The following is a 21,603-nucleotide window of genomic DNA, read 5'->3' as shown; positions in this document are numbered from 1 at the left end:
TACTCGCCACATCCAAAATTAATTAATCAAAAACAAAAAAATGCTTATATAAAAAGAAAAAACTTTATAAAAGCACCCAATGAGTATATCCTAAAGTATGCAATCTAAGGCTAAGATGGAGAAATTGATGAATAATAAAAACCCACAGCACCCATTATTAAAAAGCGTATTAAAAGCACTGATGATAATCATAGTCACATCAACAGTTTGCTATGTATTGTTACAGACAAACAAACATTTCTTGCATGTCAAAAATGACTATGAAGGATATGAATACTACTCCAGCATCTTCATAGATAAAAATTCTGCTGCGTATCATCCAGAAAAGGATATTGAAGATTTTCTAAAAGAATATCCAGACTATGTATATATACTTGATGAATTTTACCAGGATGGATTTTCCCTCATATACGAAAGCCCTATGACTTATAAAATACTCAATCCTAGCAAAGACTATACTCCCCTTGCCCATCTTGGAATAAACAAGATAACTAAAAAACCCATTGTAGGCATTAGAATTAATACTGTCGAGGATCAATTCACGCCACATACAATAATGCATGAACTAGGGCACTACATTGATTCCTGTCTAGGTTTTCCTTCACAAAGCGAAGAATTCAAAAAAATACTAAAAGAAGAACATAACAGTTCAAACATTACTAACGATTATTACTTTGCTCCTAGAGAATATTTTGCTGAAGAATTTGCTGATTACGTTACATATATGCAAAAAGGCAAGAGCATAGAGCTTTTTTCAAGAGAAACAGATACCCAAGTAGAATGTCCTAAGACATTTGACTATATTGAAAAAATTCTGAATACATTTACATACGAATAATTATGGGCTTATACTAACAACAAAAGAGGTTAAATCAACCCACGAAAAATCATCGCATTAGAGGAGAAAATATGAATATCATTTTTCCAAAATACACTGAAAAAGATGCAGAGTACCTTGTAGCACAATTACAGGATGAAGTAAAGCAACTTTCCGAAAATAATTTCTTATGTTTATTACCAAAGCTCATAATAGGAGTCATAACACTCATTGGACCACTTTACCTTTCCATAAAACTAATTATCTCTAAAGCTGATATATTTTCACCATTAGCACTTGAAACATTTAGCAGTTTACTTATATGGAATGTTGTTAACACGTTCTTATACAAATATATATTTCGCCCCTATATTGATCCAAAACTGCAACCATTTGAATCTTCCATAAATGAATTATATGAGACAATACAAAAACTAATGGACCTTTATAGCAGCTATAGATTATCCGATAGACTAAGTTCTCTTTCTGGAAACTGGGAATACCGTGTTAAGTATGACAGCAAACACAACAGTATCGAGGAAATCATGTTCACGTCAGAAACTGATTATTTTATAGAATCTTTCACAGAAGGTCTAACGTATGATAATGGAGTTTTGTCTTTTGCTAAATTAGACCTCGCCTACGAAAAAAGTGCCGAAATACTAAAAACCACAAAGGAAATCCGATTAAACAAACAAGGCATTAAGGAATATTAAAAATTATGGAAAGAAAGCCGGAATTACATGACAAAGAATATGCATAAAAAATGATAGCGCATTTAAAACGTGCATTAAAGGATAGTGATAGACATCATCTAAGAGGTAGTAATTATCCTCTTGGTACGGAAATCACAGCGGACTTTGAAATAAAATGGCTCGGCAGATTACTTTGTTCAGTGATAGAAAAACGTGTAGGAAATATAGGCGAAGAAAATGATGAATTTCATGAAATGTGGGACAATTTTGTAATTGAATTCAAAAGAGCGATTATATTTGAATATAATCGCTCTTCTCATTCACAGGAAAGTGTCACTCAAAATCCATCTTAGGAAGAAGCAATCCCTCTGCATCAAATATCGATTTACATAGTAAAAAATAGTCACCCCATGGGAGCGACTATTTTTTGTTACTGCGCTTCAGCAGACTTAGAATCTATATCGCTGTGTGGTTTTGCACCCACAATTCGTCGAATCAATTCTAATATCTCATGTTCTGAATGGCCTTTTTCCTCGCACCATTCGATCACTTCTTTAATTTCTGCTTTATCCATAATTGTTTCTACCATGCCCATACCTCCATAGCAGGACACTTTCTTTGATATATTCTAAGCCAAAGAAAGTCCCCAAGGACTCCCTTTAGTTTACCCATAAGGGAATCCTTCTTAGTAAGGACATTCTAGCACATCAAGAAACAGTGTGCCACCAAGCGTCAGCGTGACGCTAAGTTTTAAAATCAAGCAAGAACAGAACCTTCTACAAATCTGAGAATTCTACCAATAGCATCTCTCTCATCGTCATTTGCAAAGTAGATTGTCTCCTGCTCGTGATCCTCAGAAACTATATAAACAAGCTGCTGATTCTCAACATTACCATCCTCATCTTCTGCCGCCTCATCACGGGAAGTATTAAGGATGTTAAGCGCATCGTAAGTATCGTCAGTAGTATCCCACTGATAATCTCTTACATACTCGCATGCCTTCTCGATATTGAAAAACTTCTTGAGTTCCTCAACCTCACACTTTCCATTCTCTGTATAGCGTCTTACTACAACGTAGTTACGCTTGCCAAGGAGAATGTAAGCGAGTGCAGTTAAAAGAATTGCAAAGCCCATGAATAAAATAAGTCCTATATAAGGAAACTCATCACTCACAGCTTCTCCCACAACTTCCTCAAACCTGTTAGCGCCAAGAACTGCTACTACATCATCTTCTACTGCGGTCTTAACTTTATTTGTTGTTCTAACTGCTCTCTTAGACGCAGAAATTGCAGGTGTCTCCACCTCTGTTTCAACAACAGCAGTATTAACGACTGTTTCGACTACAGCAGGCACTGGTGTTTCTTCTACAACAGTTTCATGTGTTCCATTATCATCACTATTAGATGAAGGAACAGTTTCATGCACTTCCTCTGAAGGAATGTTGTTAGCAGGTGCTGGTGCAGGAGCTGGCTCTGGTGTTGGCTCCTCTACTACAGAAGGTGTTGGTTCAACCTCAGGTTCAACAACAGGAGTTGGCTCTGGTGTTGGCTCTTCTTCGTGAGCTGGCTCAGGTTCATCATTATGCTCCTCAACAGGAGTTACGTCCCAAACTACATCTGAAGAAGTCTGCTCATAACCCTCTTCTGCATTAACAGTAACCTTTGCACAAAAAAGTGCAACTACCATTGTTCCAAATCCTAAAATTACGTTGATCTTTCTCATTTTGTTTTCTCCTTTTTGACAAGCTCTTAGTAGCTAATTAAGAACTCATCACCCTTTCATTTTTGTTTTCATTGCAATAAAAACAAACAGGAGCGAACAAAGAGAAAGACTCTCCGTGGACACTCCTGAATGTTTGGTGACGCTCAGGAGCGTCCGTGTTTCTTAAACACCCTCTTCCTTATCCGCCAATAAGCGAACAATATCGAGAATATTCAAGGCGATCAGCAGGCAATTTAAACCCACTAACCATTTTGTTCTTTTTGACATGCGCAGAATTGTTATGGTAGAATGGTTCCAACGAAAGGGGAGGTTGCTGCTCCCCTCTGTTGAACCACTGAGTCTGTCACCTTAAAACGGCCTTAAGAATCTCAATCAGGACGTATGCAACTCCTTTTGCGATTGCAATCTTTTGGTCTACGGTGAACGGGCTCTTTTTCTTTTCGGTACTCAGTACAGTTTTCCTGCAATTTCCCTTATTCCTATCGTGAACCATAACGTTCCTCCTTCCAAAGCCGGCCCCCGAATAGGAGAAGTCGGCGTTTGTCGATACTGCACTCCTATTCAGGCAGCCATGCACTTTATCAGCTAAAATAGCTAGAAAGGAGGCGATGTCTCCTTATTAAATTGTAAAACAAGTAGAAAAGCCTTAAAGAAGGGTTCTCCACTTTAAAACTGACAAGGGCCTTGAACCCTTCTTAACATTGAACCTAATCAATGTCTACCTAGCCGATAAGCTAAGGTGGGTTCCGACCCGTCAGTTGCCATGTGTACGTCCCGCATATTCCCAGGCTGAAATATGTAGCAAGCAGATCTTTCTACTCGATACGCTCTTCTGCAGAGCTCGTATCAAAAAAACATCTTTCAATCCTTATCAGACTTAAAATCCCTTATTATGGAAATTGTAAGCTTTATAAGAACTGCTGTCACTGCAATGGCTGCAATTGACAATAAAATTATTTTTGACATAGTAGTTCCTCCATGGTAAAGTGAAATCAGAGGGTGAGTGGCTACCTCACCCATCTGTTTCACAGAGATTCTTAACCTAAAAGTTTGCTTAGCGCATAGGTTATCAAGCAATCAGCCACGATGCTCAACAACCAAGCTACAAACTTAAAGATTAAGCGTCTCTTTTTCTTTTCAGAAAAATGTTTCCATCTATACAATAGACTTCTACGCTTTTTCCTTCTAGCCATGGAATAAACCTCCCTTCTGTCGACTATCCCCTGATGAGAGGGATAGCACTTTTGCTCAACATCCCTACTCATTCATCAGATGAATAGTCTTTAACTCTTTATCTGCGTTATCCTCAGAAAGGTGGTAAAGCAACCAATGTCTTATGCAACAAAGTCTTTAAGCAGAGTTTGTTGCATAAAAAACTGACAAGGGCCTTGAACCCTTCTTAACATTGAACCTAATCAATGTCTACCTAGCCGATAAGCTAAGGTGGGTTCCGACACGTCAGTTGGTTTGAGAGATTTATACAGGCACCACCCTGTTTTCAACATATTCCAATAACGCAACTCCTCTCATAGTGCGATATCAGTCACTGCCATCTTTCGTGGGCAAAAGGTCCTTCCAACTTAAGTGAAAGAACAACGCCCTTCTTTAGGGAAAGCATCAATCTCGGTCTACAGTCAATTCTGTAGAATCTTTTACAACTCTAAGTTGAAGGGCTGGTTGAAGGCCCTAGAGGGATATACCCTCATTTACTCATCATGCCATAAGGCATACTGATAAGTAGTCTTTATGACATGATAAGTAATTAAGGTTGGAAAGAGACCTTAATTACCATCAAAAAAGACAATAAAAAAAGATCTTTATCTTTCCTAGTAGCAACTTCATATCTGATAAGATAATTAGCCACCCAAGACAATACGTCCTGATAAAACAAAGGTAATACACCAATGCTACTAAAAATAAAATAAAAATCTACGATTGTTATAGCACATAATAGCCTTATATAGCAATATTCTGAAAGCTTGATATATAAAAATACTTTTATAGAAATAAAAAAGAAGAGCAAAGCTCTTCTTTTTACATGGCAGGTCTAATGTCTGGTAAAACACCTGTTAAGAGAATATCATCAAGACCTTTTCCCCACTGAGCATTCCACTCGCCGGTAAAGACTGTCAGTTTTCTCTCTTTAAATGCTGTAATGACTAGCGATTCTGCATAGAGTACCGCCTCATTGACCTTTTTATCAGCATCAAGAACAATTACAAAAGCTCTCGTTCCTTTTCTTATAAGAGAATCAACAAGGGTTCTTTCCATACCCTGCTCATTTTCAAATAGTTTAAGGATAGAACTAGTACCTGGTACTGAAACAACAGGAACATTAAGTAAAAGGTTGCCTACAATCGCTTTCTTCTCTCCCTCTGTAACATATACAATAGTAGGATCGTCACCCGGCTTTGTATATAAGCTACAGAAAGAGCCTGACTCACACCCATTGGTAAACTTATTAATCCTTCTAGGATTACCCTGTTCATCTTTGAAGTGTAATTCTTTAAATGAAGTAAAATTCATGTACTTTCCTACAACCTTACCGTCAGGATAGCCTTTCTTATTTAAAGAAATAAGATTGCTTTCTGATCCGTACTGAAATGCAAGAATTGGCTCTGATTCACCATCTGGCATAAAATACCATCCAGGTATCTCGTCTTTCATATAATAGTTAAAGACACCATCCTTGCCATTAAGTGTTCCTTTTACCTTAGGGTAATCATTCCCTATCCTTATTCTAATGATGTTGCCATCACTATCAAAAACAGGAAAAACAATACCGCAAAGATAATACAAAGTCCATGTACCATCTTTTCTCTGATAAAATCCCGGCACACCTATCGGCTCACCAAGTTTATCAATGATGTTAGCCACTATCTTCTTCCTCGAAAGATTCTTAAACCTTTCTTTAGAGGAAAACCTAACTCTGTCCTCCGGAGGCATGGATTTTATTTGAAAATACTTAATTGCCTTTTCAAACGTACCCTTCTGACAATCCCATTCAGCTCTGAGTTTAGCCTCATGCTTATCCTCAAGAACAAGATTATTCAGTAGCTCCCTATAAAACACATTAAGCGTCTGTGGACTAGCACATTCAGATGTACCTTCTAAGGGAAGTGCATTCCAGTCAATATAGTCTGCTGACACTACCCTCTCATTACTACTGCCATTTCGATATGAGGAACTATTATAATAAGTTCCTTTTTGTGAGTTTTTAGGTAGAGCTTTTATAAAACTCTCCCTATTTGCATCATACTGTTCCTTAGGTTCCCATACTGTAAAGTGTTCAGGAGTAATTTTTTTCCATACCCACATTTTTCCAGATGCAGTTATGATATCTCCTTTTGCTCCATGAACTCTGTGACAATACCATAGATAATCACCATTACTGAATGTAACTTGGTTACACCAGTCTGGTTTACCACATATCGGACAGGGATTTGAAAAAGAACAGTTTTTAGATACACCTCCGCTCATAGCGGGCCTCCTTTCAAAGAGGCAAGATCTAGCTGATCTTTGCGCGCTCTATTTTTAGACATAAAAATAGAGCAAGACGCATGTTTGCTTCTTGCCCATTAATACAATGTGCCGACGAAATATTATAAGAATAATAAGGCAATAATAAAGCGACATGCTACCTCTGTCAATACGAAAATACATTAAAAATCGCAAATATTCATTTATAAAAGGATATTAAGTATACATGTTTATTTATAGCAAGAGAAAATTAATTCTCTATATGACAATGAAAAAAGCAAATGACGATAGCAAAGGAATATGGAATAACGCAAATATTGGCCAATACGCACGCAAAACATTCAACGTTGATAAAATCATCGTTGAAATGAAAAAACGCTCTAAAATCGAAAATTATAGCGTTTTTTACTTTGACAAAATATAGTAAAAGCTACAAGCACAAAATTTCGCAAAAACAAAAATCTTTTTAAAAAAACTATTGCTATAAATAAACACTCTCGGATTAAATCATCAATATGATGCAAAAACCAATTTCAAATAAGGAGACGTCATGAACGAAGATATTATTAATAGCAACAACGAGAATATCTTTGCTGGCAATAGTATATTTAGCTCAAATAAGGTGGAAAAAACATGCAAAGAGGCAACTGGAGACAGACGTGCCGACAACATTGATACACCACCCTCACCATATAAAGATTCAATGCCAGCAACAGATGAACACACCCAGAACGAATATAACCAAACATCACCTTCAGATAGTTTTATGAAAGACTTCGACTTCTTTTCATCAACAGGTATGATTGAAGAGCCAGAAGTAATACCCTCAACAGAATCAGAAATACTATACTCTACTTTTGACATTGCTAATGAACTGGGTATCACGCCACAGACCATCAGAAACTACACTGGGTATTTTAAAGATTTTCTTAATGTAGTAAAGAACGATAGAGGTATCGCCCTTTATACAACAGAAGATCTCGAAACACTCCGACTTATATTCAGTCTTAAGCAGAATAAGAAGTACGACAAGGAAAAAATAAGAATATATCTAGAAAATGACGGAAAAATGCCCCCTCTTGGCGGCATCAATGCCGTAAAAAAAGTTAAAAAAGAACAAACATCCCTCAGTAAAGATGCCATGCTCAAATTTGCAGACTATATCCAAAAGCTCTTTGAGTCAAACTTTAACAAGCTTGAGAGCACATTCACAGCCAAAGTAGAAAATGTTGGAAGCCTAATCAATGGAATGGACGCAACAATTAAAGAGCAGGCAGATATTATTGAAAAGCAGCGAGCTGAATTAGAAAAGCAGCGTGATCTAATAAACGGTGTTAAGAGCATGGCAAAACAAAGCAAAGATACCATCGAACAAATCAAGCAGACACAAGACGATAACGCTGGCAAAACAGACGAAGCACTCAAAAACACTGAGTCTGCAATGCTCAAAGCAATCTCAAACATTACAATACCAGAGTTCAATTTACCTGAAATCGACCTGGAATCTGTAAAGGAAGACATTAAGAAAGACATTGATAGCAAAACTAGATCAACAGCAAACGAATTGAAGGATACGCTGAACAAACAGCAGCAAACAATCGGAAGCCTTGATGCAAAGCTTTGTAAAATCGAAAAAAACACCGACACAAAAGATACTCAAAATGAAGCAAAAGACAGCATAAACCGTGTTAAAGACCAGCTTTCTTCAAAGATTGATAAGACAAACAACGAACTCACTAAAGCGTTCAAAAAGGATAATGAAGAACTCCTCAAAAAGATTGATAAAAAGCTTGAGAATATCAACGCTTCATCAGCTCAAGAATCAGAGCTGGTAAATTTACAAGAGTATGAACATCTCAAACACGAACTAGACAATGTCAGCGAAAAGCTTGAAATTGCTCAAACCATAATCAGCAAGTTAGAAGAAGAAAACTCAATGCTTTCCACCAAACTGTCCCTCTCAACAGAACTTATTAGCAGATTAAATCCCCCTGCTGATGACTATGTTGAAACAGCCGAGCCTACACAAAATATGGCACAGAAAAAAAAGTCGCAAAATTACGAATACGAAAATTATAATGAGGAACCTGAAGAAGATCTTGAAATAGGCGAATTCGCTGATATGTTTGACCTGCTTGATGAAAATGAACCCTCCCTAATTAGATAAATAAAAAAAAGAAGCCTAGGCCCCATAGGCCCTGGCTTCTTTTTTACTTCAAATCCCCAAACAAAAGCTCTTCGTATTTACGTGCCTTATCAATATAATCCCTATTTTCTTCGATATCTTTATCTATGAGATATCTTATATAAGTACCTACGCCTACACTTCTCTTACCTGTCTCCATCTCGTATTTTTTAATGAGAAGGTTCAGATCTTCCCCCACTCCATCGCCAATGTTAACAGAGATGAATTTTCTTTCCATAGCCTTACCTGTTGGCTTTCTGCCCCTTCTATCCTTAGGCTTTTCCTCGTCCGCAGAGCTATCCTCGGAAGGTTCCATTGTCACATCTTTAACCTTTTCCGATTCTATTTTTTCTGTTTTTGTCCTTGGTGAAGTGTCGTTTGCTTTTTTTTCTGCAGATGTTTTGCGCTCTTTTGTCTCAGGTTCACTTACTTTTCCCTTTTTACCAAGTTCAACTTTTTCTATTCCAGAAAAGAAATCACTCACTTGTAATCACCTCCAATAGTTCTCTCACAAAATTACTGTAATCTGTCGCTCCACTATTATTATCATATTTATATATTGAACCCTTTGCCTCAAGTATCCTTTGCTCACTATAGTTTTTAGGCTCATCTATTGAAACCCACGTCTGAGTTGATGAGATGGCATCTGAATGTCTAATCCTTGTTTTAAATGGATAAAGATTATATTGAGATAATCTATTAAAATCCTCACTAATTTTCTTATGAGTCGCACTATCCTTCAACATCGTTAATAATACGCCATATATCTTTAGTTGAGGATTAAGCTCATTCTTCGCTTCATTGATATCTTTAATTAGACTCCCAATACCATCAATAGAATACATCTCAGCTCTCATTGGGACAATTACACCATCCACTGCAGCAAGGACATTATCGAGCATGATCCCCGGAGCGGGGTCTGAATCAATGACTATCATATCATATTGGTCCTCTATTGGGGCTAATGCCCTTCTAAGTCTATATTCGCCAGCCTTAACATTCACGAGTTCTGTCAATGCAGCTTTCAACGGTTCACCAGATGGAACGATATCTCCCATATCATTTCCCTTGACTACTACATCCCTAATATCTGTTTTCTGCATAATCGCATCATATATATTAGGCTCCTGTCCCTTAACTCCAAATGTGCTTGAGCAGTTGCCCTGAGGCGCAAAGTCAACCAAGAGAGTTCTATAACCAATCCTTGTCAACGCATCCGTAAGACATATTGCTGTTGTTGTTTTTCCGACTCCCCCTTTTTGATTAACTATTCCAATCTTTATTGCCATACACCTATTCCTCCTTTGGCTATTTTATTAATTGCAAAACTGTCTGCATGTCATACATTAAAAAATTCAAACACTAAAACACAAAAATGCATGTCATTGTTTACTGTCAGATATAAAAACAGTAAAACATAATTACACATGGGCAAACATTATCCATCGGTTGTAATACTGTCCATATGTCACACATTAAGACATTATTCGCTCTCTTTAGACTTATTTAATATAATAACATAAATAATGTCATACAGTAAAACAATTAAACAGTAATAATAATCTCATTGTTTAGGTTTTAAATTAGTGTCAGACATAAAAACATCAAAACATAATTACATGTAAACAGATTTTATTTAATACATGTTTACAAGAGTATAATATAGCACTTAATTATATAAATCAAGAATTTTATATATTTTCAATCTTAAAACATTAAATTAATTACTGTTTTCATGTATGACATATAATAGTTATTAAATATTTACTATTTTATATCGTTACTGTTAGACAATCACACTTTCATGCTTTTAAACTATATTACTGTTTGCTAGTTATTCAGTTTTACAATATGACTATCATACTGTTTGTCAGTATGATAGTCATATTGTAGAGATGTCACACATTTAATATGTCTTATTGTTTTTTTGCATATATTTATTTATGTCGTTCAGTCAGACATACTGAATGTTTATTAAAAATACATCTTTGATTTAAGACTGCAATACTGTTGGACTTATATAATGTTTTTCTGTCTATAAATCAAACATTCAAGAATTAACTATTTCAAACATAAATAACACAATAAATACAAAACAAAAATTATAAAGACATTCAAACAAGGTATATGTAAAGAAGTAATAATGTTTTAGTGTATGGCATCAAAACATAAAGGCATAAAAACATCCTATAAATCATTTCCTTTTAATATATAAATGAACCCTTGCTATAACTGAACACACTGCGAGATTATAAGGAGAATTATGAAATTATATAGTAAAGAAGGAAGGTTAATATGCTACCGATCATCATTGGATTTATTATGCTATGCCTAAATATATTATTACTGACATACAGATATGGCTATGCAATGTACAACGTTCAAGAAATTGTTTTAACAACAAGCCCAATCTACATACTAATTGCATCAGTTCTACCAGTCATCTGGTGGCTATACTCAACAAAAGAAGATTCTTTCAACTTTTATGACAGAAAGAAACTGACACTAAAACTAGTAATAACAAACGCTACCATGTGTGTAGGACAAACGATTTGGACTTTTGTATTTGATACTTTGGTATTTAAGATCTGTAAAATTCCAACAGGAAGAAATCTAGATTCAAAAATGCTATTCATCCTATGCAGACTCGCCCTAATCGGAATAACTGGACTATTTGCATATGCAATCTTCGCGATAGTGAGAAGAGTAAAGGAAAATGAAGAAATCGTTGAAAATATTGAGAACGTAAGATGGCAACAGTTATTTGACACAAGAAAGAACAAGGACGTTGCATTCGACCTCAATATCCTACGTGATATGAAAACGGGAAAACCTATCCTAATCAAAGAAAATGACCGATTTGTTCACACATTCACGCTTGGTAACTCCGGTACAGGTAAAACATCAAGCACGTTTATACCAGCAATAATATGCGACCTAAACACAAAGCTAAGAAACATGAGCAAGAGAATTCCTCTCGAAATAAAATTTATAAAAGAGGGAAAGGGAAAAGCATATAAAAACGATAATGGACCAACAACAGAATACGACGTTATTCCAAAAAAAGAATACTCAGACGAGCTGGAACAAATAAGAAAGAGATATCCTGATTGCGGTATTACAGTCATGGCCCCAAACAACGCAATGAACAAAGACATAATAAAATTAGCAGCCGCTAGAAACATGAAAGTAAATGTTCTTGATCCAGCAGTAAACTACAAGAACAAAAATGTAAAAATGGTAGGATTAAATCCATTCTATGTAGAACATGGGCTAGATAAAGAGCAGAGACAGATTTATATAAAAAACAAGGCTCAGACATTTGCAGAAGTTCTTCTAGCTGTAAATGATATCCAAGGAAAAGGGGGAGATCCATACTTCAGAGGTATCAATGAGTCGGTTACAACCAACGCTGCCGTAATGTGTATGTTATACGCAGTCCTAAATGGCAAGCAAACAAACATTACACAGATTCAGTCAGTAATCTCTGATTTTGGAAAACTAAAACCAATAATTGAAGATATCGAAGAAAAACTTCACATGAAGGTTATTGTTCATGAATTAGAAACAAAAACTAATCAGAGAAAAGATAGAAGAGATGTAGATAGAGATGATATACAAGAGCCAACATTTGATGAAGATGCTACTGACGATATCATATTCTACCCACTCACTGATGAATCAGAAATACCGGAAGAATATAGGCAGCAAGGAGTATCCCTTGAAGAATATTCAGAAATGCTTAAAAGAGAAGCAGAAGGTTATGCGGAAAATATCCACTTCGTTAAGCAGGAGCTTCTTGGTGCAGGGGCAGAGAAGATGTTTGAGCAGGCGAGAGGTCTTAGAAACATCCTATCAAACCTCTTACTTGATGTGCGTGTTAAGAGAGCATTATCAGCACCTGAAGAGAATCTTCTTGATTTCGACAAGGCATTTGCAAGAGGCGAGATCACGCTTATAAACACAGCTATTGAATTTGGCGCGCAATCATCAACTGCACTTGGTCTTTTTATCCTCCTTCTTATGAAGCTTGCGGTAGTACGTAGACCATCAGAAAATCGTATGAACCACTTCGTATATATAGACGAAGCTGCTCAGTACATGCACCCAGTATACGAGGATATGTTTGCTCTTTACAGACAATACAGATTATCAGCAAACATCGCAATCCAGTCACTGTCACAGTTCAAGAAAAACGCAACAACACAGTACCTTAGAGACGTTATCATGGGTTCTGGTGTGCATATCGTATTTGGACGTGTATCTCCTGAGGAAATGAAGATATACGAGCAGATGGCAGGTATTGAGCATAAAGAGACGATACAGACAGCCATTAACTCCAACTCAGAACTTGACGTTAACTACAACGTTACAAAGAGTAAGAGAAGGACAGTGGAAGATAAGAGCGCTGTGGCAGGTGACAAGATAAGAATGAGAGGATTCCAGGAAGTCACAGTATATGCAATCGATGAAGGAAGAGTGCTTAAAGGCAAACATGCTAAAGCATCATTCCCTAAGCCATCAGACTTTAAGAATCAGAATGTACCAGATTACTCATTCGATAAGTATTCAAAAGAAGGTTCTCCAAAAGGAAAAATAATAGAAATGCCAAAAGCAAATAAAACCGCGAAAGAGGATCTCAAAAAGTACAAGACAACACAGCAAGTTCACAATTACAGGAATGAAGAAGATGCAATTGAAACACTCCCACTTAATGAGCTGGAAGATATTCAAAGTCTTGCAAGCGACGATGTAGTAAAGCAAAGACTAGGAAATGCATCCATGCTGCTCGCAAATGTGGATATAAGAAGGAGCTACACATCATCTCCGGAAACGGAAGATACTCCAATAGAGGTATTAAATCCTTCTCTTCTCGCGGCAAAAACAGAAAAAATAAATGAAAACAGAGTGGCAAGAGCTGATAAAATTCAAAAAAATACACCAATAGCGAAAAAGCCAAAGTCACAAGCAGACGAGAATACAAACTTCAATGACTTCTTCGACGATGATAACGAAAATGAAAGCACAGATATGTCCGAAGAAGATGCTCTCGATGAACTTCTAGCAGAACTTAATGGTGAAAAACGGAGTATGTAATGAACAGAATTAACCCATCTAGATTTTCGTATGAAAAAGGTTGCAGGATAGAAAACACAACCATAAAGTCAAAACTTAGTGACAATGAAAAGGCAACAGGAGAACAGATCATCTTGTCACTACTAAAAAAATATGGATACATGAACATGATGCACATACAAAGGGCATTAAACATGAATTCGCATAGAACAATCAATGCAAGAAAATCAATAAACAAAATGATGAGCAGGGGACTAGTCGAAAAATATACCATTACATATCCTGGTGATGAACCTGATAATGATGTGTATATATTATCTAAAAATGAACGTGACAAATCAAAGAATATGCGCTCTGCCTTTAGATTCAACATGAATGACATACCTAATATCCTTGAACACCTATCAGCAACACAATGGCACATATCCGTGCTTGAAGGCTCTGGAACAAAGGATAAGATGTTTTACAAGACCGTCCCATACCAAAAGTTCATAACTCAGGTCCCATCACTTATTCAGATAAGAACTCGTCTTGGCCGTAGGATGAGCATTTGCGCAATCCCAATACCAAAAGGAGACCGCAAAAACAAGATAGCTGCACTTATTACTCAAATAATAGCACTTCATGGCTATTTTTCAGAGGACATAGACAGATATGGTTCATTCGTACTCTGCCTCATCTGTGAATCAGAGTCACAGATAGAAGAAGTATCAAAGTTACTTCAACAAGTAAGTGAAACTTCAGACTTCTACCTGATTTACTCACTTGACTGCATCACAGACGATGAGCTGGTAGATCCACTTTCTCTGATTTACGACGTTGAAAGAGAAGATGGTGCAACAAAACTAAGTGTATTCAAACTAAGAGGTTAATCGTGAATAGAAAAAAAATATTATCAATCCTCCTGATATCATCAATAACTGTATCAACATTCTTATCCGGATGCGGAAAGGATAATTTAAGCGCAGAAGATTTAACATCAGGATATGCAAACAATGAGACCATCGAAAAAATAGCAAATGGTGCCATAACAGCATCGGAATATGCTGAGGATGGTATTGACTATGTAACAGACGAAAACAATATAAACAATGCCAAGCAAAACGCCGCAGACCTAAAGAATAAATCAATAAACTGGTGGGACTATTGGATAGCAAAGATTGAGATTTGCTGGAATGATTTTTTAGCAACCTTAATAGCTCCAACATCAGATTTTAAAGGACAGACATACGACTACAACGATCTTTCGGAATACGATACGCTTGGCGAATTTAAAAACCCTTGGCTTGAAGCTCAGGGAATAGACACCTCAAATCAAGGGACTCTAACAAAACAGCTAAAAGAATTTATCAACAAAGCTTCAGAAGATACAAAAAACACAGCACAAGCGATAAAAGATAATCACGATGCAAAACATAGTAACAATACTTCTGAATCTTCAGATGAAACATCTGCTGCCTCATCAGAGCAAGACACCATCTCACAGATAATATTAAGTCTTGTACCTGAGTATAGCGGAGAACCATATGTTGTAATAAACAATAACATTCCTTTTTTCACAGCAGATGATTACACATACGAACCCTTCGAATACTACTCGCCAAAGGATTCCCTTGGAAGATGTGGAATGGCATACGCAAATATTTGCAAAGATATAATGCCAACAGAACCTAGAGAATCAATAGGTCAAATAAAACCTTCTGGCTTTAATCAGGCAAAATATGACATTCTTAAAAATGAAGATAATCTTCAGGGATATATGTGGGCACGTTGCCACCTCATAGGATTCCAACTTGCAGGAGAGAATGCAAATGACAAGAACCTTATCACAGGTAGCTTCTACTTCAATACTATTGGAATGGAGCCATTTGAAAACGCTGTAGCATCATATGTAAGATACTATGACAGGCACGTAACCTACAGAGTAACACCTATATATGACGGCAATAACCTTGTTGCCAGTGGTGTCCTCATTGAAGCAAGAAGTGTTGAAGATGATACTATTAGCTACTGCGTATTTATCTATAACGTAGCCCCTGGTATCAAGATAAATTACGCAGATGGCTCAACTAGCCTACTGTAAGGTACAAAAAATGGAACTATCTTTTGATTGTAAAAACTTAATAGGTTCAAGAAAAGTCTATATAGACACGCAAAAAAACAATGTAATTATTGATAAAAACACCCCCGCGGCAGCAGGCTTTATAATGAGAGCAATGCTAAACAAAGGTGCATCAGTTATAGTGTATGGAAAAAACATGGACTATTACAGATATATATACGATATCGCACCAAATTACATTTACGGTGTAAATGGAAGTGAGCTTATAAATAAGTTTTCAGTTCCATTTATAAGAAACAATACATATTCAACAGCAAAACGATGTAAAGAAGTATTTAAAGATTACCGACAGGAGAGAATCCATGACTACATGAACATTCCTTCTAAAAAAAAGTTCTTTGATCCTAATATGTTCCAGAGCTTTTTTATAATCGACACTGCTGGAATTACAAAAAGAAAGCTTATTGCAGAATCACTGTTAACAAGCATATTAGAGCAAGCAATATCTTCAGAACCTATCCATGAGCTATGTATTTTCATGGATGCGCCACTTAAACCGCTCACATCAACTTGCATAGAAACATTAAAAGCAGCGGAATGTATGAGTAATATATCATTTGTATCACTATATAAAAAAGTGCCAGTGCTTGATAAGAATGATGTGTTGATTGAAAAAAACGAATCAAAATTCTCTTTAAATAGTTCAAATAAAAGATTTGAGGTTATATGTAATGAAAAAACAACAGCATAAACACAAAGAAAAAAAGACTATCATGACAAAGACTTTTTCAGGAAAGCAAGCCCCCGCTATTCTCTACATTGTGCCTATCAGCATAGCAGTGGTTTATGTTTTTGAAGTAGTTAAAAGTGGTGGTTATCTTGGCAGTGCAGTAACAAATGCCTCAATATGTTTAATGATATCTTCCCTGCTGGTAACATTCGTATGGATGATAGCCTATAAAAAAATGCTGATGGGAGCAAGCATAAAACAAATAGATTCTATGAGCGGAGAGCAGTTTGAAGATTACCTGGCTTACATGTATAAAAGCAAAGGTTTTAACGTAAGGACTACACCAAAAAGTTGTGATTTTGGCGGAGATCTTATTGTTGAAGATATGAAGACTGGTTCACTTACCTGCATACAAGCCAAAAGATGGCGCAGAAATGTCGGAGAAAGCGCTGTGCAGCAGGCTATATCAGGAGCGCAATATTATGAATGCGGTAACGCAATGGTTATTACAAATAGCACCTACACAGACGCAGCCAAAAAACTAGCACACAAGTGTGGAGTAAAACTGATAGACAGATTCTCACTTGGCACTCACAAAATGTATGAAATATAAATCTAACCCAACTACAAAATTAAAAACTAATATTTGCCCCATATAGAGGTTTTTATATAGTATGGCAATAAAAAATATGTAAAAACAAAAAAGGGGCAAAATAAGGCAAAATATTAACATTTATTTGGAAAGGCTCAAAACTAATGATAAAAATTGAAAAAAATTACCAAAATCATTAGGTACTATACTTATTTAAGCAGCTTATAAAAACGGAAAAGATGCCAAAAAGGACGGATACGCTTATGCATTTAAGTCAGCAATCATTGATTGTACACTATGGTTCAAAACTATAGACAATAAAAAAGGTATTTTAGTTTGAGTGTGTTTACATTTAAGATTAACTGTGTCTGGGTTATAATCTGATTAACAGTATAAGGAGCTTAAATGTAAGTTATCTTTAGTAGTTAATTTATAGCGAGGTAGATTGAGTGAATACTGCCGATTTGAGCCAACTTGGAGAACCTGATATAAATTTATATGCCACCTATATAAACGTTGCTCCGCTCTTTGTATTACTATTCATTATCGGAGTCAGAATTACGTTCTTGTTACTGAAAAGACACAGATTCCGCAAGGTAAACATCCTGTTATCTATAATCAATGTGTTCACTACAATAATCGGAATCTCTGGTTTTGATACATTTCTGAAGGACATATATCGTGGCAGTTTTGAGGTTAATCTTGCTACTGTCAGTGGAGTATGCGCCATCTCATCACTAATTGTGATTGTAATTATGCTGTTTCAGTTACTAAAGAAGGACTCTGAGAAATAAATCAGCTTGGGAGGATTGCTCCAAACACACTGCCTTATTTTTCTAAAGAATCATATCGAATTTTGTCTAAACACAGTTAAACTTAAATACCCTAAAAAAGAACACAACTCTATGCTGTTGTAGGTTAAAACACAATAAACTAAAAGGAGACTTATATAACATTATATAAGTCTCCTTTTTCTATGCACAAAAATGAGCAATAGACTTAAATTATGTTTTCTACAGATAAAAACATGTCAACCTACGGCAAAACATAAAAAGCTGAGTAAAACAACGCAAAATATAAAAGAGTTAACAAAACACATTTAAGAATCAAAAAGAGCTACTACACTAAAAGAATATAAGGTAAAAACTATAATCACATGCTAATCAATGAAACCTGTGCACCATCAGCCCTTTCAACAGCAGCTTTTTGATCTGATTTAATTTGTGCGCCATTTGTTGCGGCAGCAGTAGCAACCCCGCTCATATTCATTGTTGTAGAGGCGTCTGCAGAATGAATTGTTGATGTAGAAGTCAGAGATTCATTAGCTGAATGAATTTCTGACTGAGGAGTAGTATTTGTAGGAACTGTAGAAGCTGAAGCTTCAGGAACACATTCCTCAAAGAGCTCCTCTTCGCCCGGCTGAATGTCGTTATAACACATAGCAAAAGCATAGAATCTGCTAGTTGTAAAAGTGATTGTAGAATCATCGTTGTCCTCATCTTCAAAAGAATAAGGTTTACCATCTCTTGAAATGCAGACCATTCTCCAATGTCTGTCCGCCTGAATAAGATCATCTGGAATAGTAATCTGTATCTTTACAGGACTTTGAGTTTCATAAGTCGCAAGTGAATTATTAACCGTAATGTTAAAATAATCAGTTACAAGCCAATCTTTACCCTGTGCATACTTGAAAGCAGCATCACAAAGTGGTCCCTGTGAATGGTGATATACTTGAATAGGGCCATTCCCACCATCGCTCAAAATCTTATAAACAGCATTAACAGCATTTGCTTTTCCATCGTTACCACTCTTTTCAGAAGTAGTCGTTTCACCTGCAAAATTTGCTGTAACAACAATATTAGAATTAGCTACAGTAATAGTTGTAACTTTTGCCTTCTGATCCGCAATTTTCCCGCCAGAAGCAGTCCATGAAACAAATTCCTTTCCTGACACAGAAGAAGCTGTAATGGTAACGACATCACCCGCACAGGCTGTATATGTATCAGCCGTACCGCCATACATTGTGATAGATACCTCTTTTTTGATAGTAGCTGTAATAGTTACATTCTGAGAAGGCATTTTGAATGATACAGTAGAACCACTCTGCGGAATTCTTACACCATTTGCGTTAGTTTTCCAATTAGTAACAACCTCTCCCTCTCCAAGTTCAGCAGAAACAGTAACAGTATCACCTACCTCATAAAGACCATTTTCATTATCGAAACTAAGCTTATTTCCTGTAGCCCTATAAATTGTGGCAGTATTACTTGTAATAGTACCGTCATAAAGATTAGTATCTTTCAAAGTACAATAATAAGAACCAGCAGTTGTAGGCATATATTCTCTACTGTTTGAAACAGTAGATCCATCCTTATACCATGTGTACAGTGCCCCGCTTGTAAGTTCTTGTTCGCCATCATAGGATGCAGTTAGCTTTCCGGTTGTTGAAGAAAATGTTACATCAAGCTCTCCTTTAAGTGTTTTTAGCTCCTTGTCTGCTGCACTCACCTTAGGAGCGTTAATCAATAAAATAAAAAGAATGACAAAAACGCTGATAATAAAGGCTACCAAATTGATACTTAGATTAAGCTTCTTCATTGATTTTCCTCCAAATCTATATTTTCAGGGAAGATAACAAGTTCTCTCGTAAAATCCACTATTGTATCAGAAGTATCTTCTGAGAGCTTGTAAGGAAAATCAAACTTATAAAATCTTTCAATTCCCATATCTGATACAAAGCTAATTTCAACCCTGCATATATCGCCATCACATCTGGCAGTAGCATCAACTATCCTTGCTGATTTTTTTAACTCATCGCACATCTGATATAATCCAAGCTCTTTTTGTTTCTTTTTGTCACTATTTTTTCTTACAACATATTTGGAGAATGAATACGACTCAGTAAATTCATGTGATCTTAATCCTTTGATAATAAGGATTCTTAAAAATTTACTAAGAGATTTCAATGAAAATAATAATCCTCCAAATACTGCTATAAAAACAAATAGCGATGTATAAATGACATTCTCAGATCTTCCAGTGATAAGATAGAGCAAGCCCTTAAAAATATAAAGCGCCAAAACAAAATAAGCAGCATATATAAGATAGTAAAATATCCTGCCCAGCGTTCTAGGTAACAATGTTTTAAGGTTTTCTTTCTCAATATCGCCATTAAATTCTTCAATGACATTTACAAAAGAATCAGCCGATATATCAGGGTATACAAAGTTAATCTTCATACATAGCTTCCCTTCATCTAGCAATCTATAAAACTCTAAATCCATGTGTTTAGTTATAGCAATAGGTAGTGAATTATTTTTTAAATAATGTCATACATAAAAACAAACAAACATATAAACATTAATAATATTTTATTCTTTATAACCATCGTTCTCATTGACATAAATCGACATCCTACTCTAGAATTCAATTAACTTAGAGAGGAAACAACAATGAAAAGCAATAATAATATAGTTTTTACTTTAAAATGGATTGGAATAGCAGCTGTTGTATTTGCAATATGTCTCGTTACACTAAACTTCATTGCTGTGCCATCGATAGTTGATGGTAAATCGATGTATTCCACTCTCGACAACGGAGAGATGGTTATATGTGATAAAAGAGCATATAAGAGCAAGGATCCTGAAAGATTTGACATAATAATATTTAGCGTAGATAAAAGACTTTCGGAAAATGGATACTACATCAAGAGAATAATAGGATTACCCGGAGAGACAGTTCAGATTGATTATGAAGGTAAAATCTACATAAATGGAAACCTATTAGAAGAAGGTTATGGATTCCAGCAAATAGAAAATCCTGGAAGAGCGATAATGCCTATAACAGTTCCAGAAGGATGCTATTTTGTACTTGGAGATAATAGAAATCACAGTCAGGACAGCAGATTTGAAATGCCTGGATGTATTGAAAAAAATACAATACTTGGAAAAGTCGAAATTAGATTTTTACCTCTAGAAAAAATAGGTTATATAGATTTATACAAAGAAAGATGTAATAGATGAGAATGTAAACACAACATTTAAACATTTTTGTTGCTGGAAATACTATCGGTGTTGTTTAAAAATTATTAATACAACAAATTGATTAATTAATTAGAGAGATACAAAATATAGTAAATAAGCGGTAATTAAACGTTTAAAATGCTGTTCTTTGGGATACATTATGCTATAGTTTGGGATATATGATGCTAAAAAATGGGTGAAATTCTGCTGTAGATTAGGATT

At 35.8% G+C, this 21,603-nt stretch carries 18 protein-coding genes; 10 read left to right on the top strand and 8 right to left on the bottom strand.

The window, feature by feature from the left end:
• Positions 1–127: 127 nt before the first annotated feature.
• The 3 genes from bhn_RS14645 (at position 128) to bhn_RS14635 (ending at position 1,865) form a co-directional block, all read left to right on the top strand.
• Entirely contained in the window at positions 128–838 is a 711-nt protein-coding gene (locus bhn_RS14645; protein ID WP_071177576.1) for a hypothetical protein, read from the top strand.
• A gap of 71 nt (positions 839–909) precedes the next feature.
• A complete protein-coding gene (locus tag bhn_RS14640) occupies positions 910–1,533 on the top strand; it encodes a hypothetical protein (protein ID WP_071177575.1) in 624 nt (207 codons plus the stop codon).
• Positions 1,534–1,583: 50 nt separating this feature from the next.
• A complete protein-coding gene (locus bhn_RS14635) occupies positions 1,584–1,865 on the top strand; it encodes a hypothetical protein (RefSeq protein ID WP_071177574.1) in 282 nt (93 codons plus the stop codon).
• A gap of 77 nt (positions 1,866–1,942) precedes the next feature.
• On the opposite strand, the gene bhn_RS15755 is transcribed toward bhn_RS14635, so the two are convergent.
• From bhn_RS15755 to bhn_RS14625, 4 genes are all read right to left on the bottom strand, one after another.
• Complete coding sequence (locus bhn_RS15755; protein ID WP_161487341.1) at positions 1,943–2,101, bottom strand: hypothetical protein; 159 nt, start codon at positions 2,099–2,101, stop codon at positions 1,943–1,945.
• A 167-nt stretch (positions 2,102–2,268) separates the two neighbouring features.
• Positions 2,269–3,234, bottom strand: a complete 966-nt coding sequence (locus bhn_RS15825) for a hypothetical protein (RefSeq protein ID WP_071177573.1) — start codon at positions 3,232–3,234, stop codon at positions 2,269–2,271.
• Between the two features lie 343 nt (positions 3,235–3,577).
• The gene (locus bhn_RS15750; protein WP_161487340.1) at positions 3,578–3,727 is read right to left on the bottom strand and encodes a hypothetical protein; all 150 of its coding nucleotides are present in this window, start codon (positions 3,725–3,727) and stop codon (positions 3,578–3,580) included.
• 1,541 nt (positions 3,728–5,268) lie between these two features.
• A complete protein-coding gene (locus bhn_RS14625; protein ID WP_071177572.1) occupies positions 5,269–6,714 on the bottom strand; it encodes a DUF3854 domain-containing protein in 1,446 nt (481 codons plus the stop codon).
• Positions 6,715–7,264: 550 nt separating this feature from the next.
• Here bhn_RS14625 and bhn_RS14615 point away from each other — a divergent pair.
• Positions 7,265–8,881: a MerR family transcriptional regulator gene (locus bhn_RS14615; protein WP_071177570.1), complete on the top strand. Its 1,617-nt coding sequence runs from the start codon at positions 7,265–7,267 to the stop codon at positions 8,879–8,881.
• A gap of 43 nt (positions 8,882–8,924) precedes the next feature.
• On the opposite strand, the gene bhn_RS14610 is transcribed toward bhn_RS14615, so the two are convergent.
• Both bhn_RS14610 and bhn_RS14605 read right to left on the bottom strand, forming a co-directional pair.
• Positions 8,925–9,383 carry a hypothetical protein gene (locus tag bhn_RS14610; RefSeq protein WP_071177569.1) on the bottom strand — a complete coding sequence of 153 codons (459 nt, stop codon included), beginning with the start codon at positions 9,381–9,383 and terminating at the stop codon, positions 8,925–8,927.
• Entirely contained in the window at positions 9,376–10,188 is an 813-nt protein-coding gene (locus bhn_RS14605; RefSeq protein WP_071177568.1) for a ParA family protein, read from the bottom strand. Before bhn_RS14605 ends, bhn_RS14610 begins: the two co-directional genes overlap by 8 nt.
• A 1,081-nt stretch (positions 10,189–11,269) precedes the next feature.
• Between bhn_RS14605 and bhn_RS14600 the strand changes: the two genes are divergently transcribed.
• From bhn_RS14600 to bhn_RS14580, 5 genes are read left to right on the top strand one after another with little or no spacing between them, the layout of a single operon-like run.
• Entirely contained in the window at positions 11,270–13,996 is a 2,727-nt protein-coding gene (locus tag bhn_RS14600; protein WP_161487339.1) for a TraM recognition domain-containing protein, read from the top strand.
• A complete protein-coding gene (locus tag bhn_RS14595; protein WP_071177566.1) occupies positions 13,996–14,847 on the top strand; it encodes a hypothetical protein in 852 nt (283 codons plus the stop codon). Before bhn_RS14600 ends, bhn_RS14595 begins: the two co-directional genes overlap by 1 nt.
• A 2-nt stretch (positions 14,848–14,849) precedes the next feature.
• Positions 14,850–16,058, top strand: coding sequence for a DNA/RNA non-specific endonuclease (locus bhn_RS15980; RefSeq protein ID WP_236845993.1), 1,209 nt, complete (start codon positions 14,850–14,852; stop codon positions 16,056–16,058).
• 10 nt (positions 16,059–16,068) lie between these two features.
• The gene (locus tag bhn_RS14585) at positions 16,069–16,788 is read left to right on the top strand and encodes a hypothetical protein (RefSeq protein ID WP_148661978.1); all 720 of its coding nucleotides are present in this window, start codon (positions 16,069–16,071) and stop codon (positions 16,786–16,788) included.
• A gap of 22 nt (positions 16,789–16,810) precedes the next feature.
• Positions 16,811–17,380: a restriction endonuclease gene (locus bhn_RS14580; RefSeq protein ID WP_161487338.1), complete on the top strand. Its 570-nt coding sequence runs from the start codon at positions 16,811–16,813 to the stop codon at positions 17,378–17,380.
• A 1,131-nt stretch (positions 17,381–18,511) separates the two neighbouring features.
• Here the strand turns inward: bhn_RS14580 and bhn_RS14570 are convergent.
• Positions 18,512–19,957, bottom strand: coding sequence for an InlB B-repeat-containing protein (locus bhn_RS14570; protein ID WP_071177562.1), 1,446 nt, complete (start codon positions 19,955–19,957; stop codon positions 18,512–18,514).
• Entirely contained in the window at positions 19,954–20,598 is a 645-nt protein-coding gene (locus bhn_RS14565) for a hypothetical protein (protein ID WP_071177561.1), read from the bottom strand. Before bhn_RS14565 ends, bhn_RS14570 begins: the two co-directional genes overlap by 4 nt.
• Before the next feature lie 213 nt (positions 20,599–20,811).
• On the opposite strand from bhn_RS14565, the gene lepB reads away from it, so the two are divergent.
• Positions 20,812–21,381, top strand: a complete 570-nt coding sequence (gene lepB, locus bhn_RS14560; protein ID WP_071177560.1) for a signal peptidase I — start codon at positions 20,812–20,814, stop codon at positions 21,379–21,381.
• Positions 21,382–21,603: the final 222 nt, after the last annotated feature.

This window comes from Butyrivibrio hungatei (genome assembly GCF_001858005.1).
Taxonomy (GTDB): Bacteria; Bacillota; Clostridia; order Lachnospirales; family Lachnospiraceae; genus Butyrivibrio; species Butyrivibrio hungatei.
This window is presented reverse-complemented; position numbering and strand designations above follow the sequence as displayed.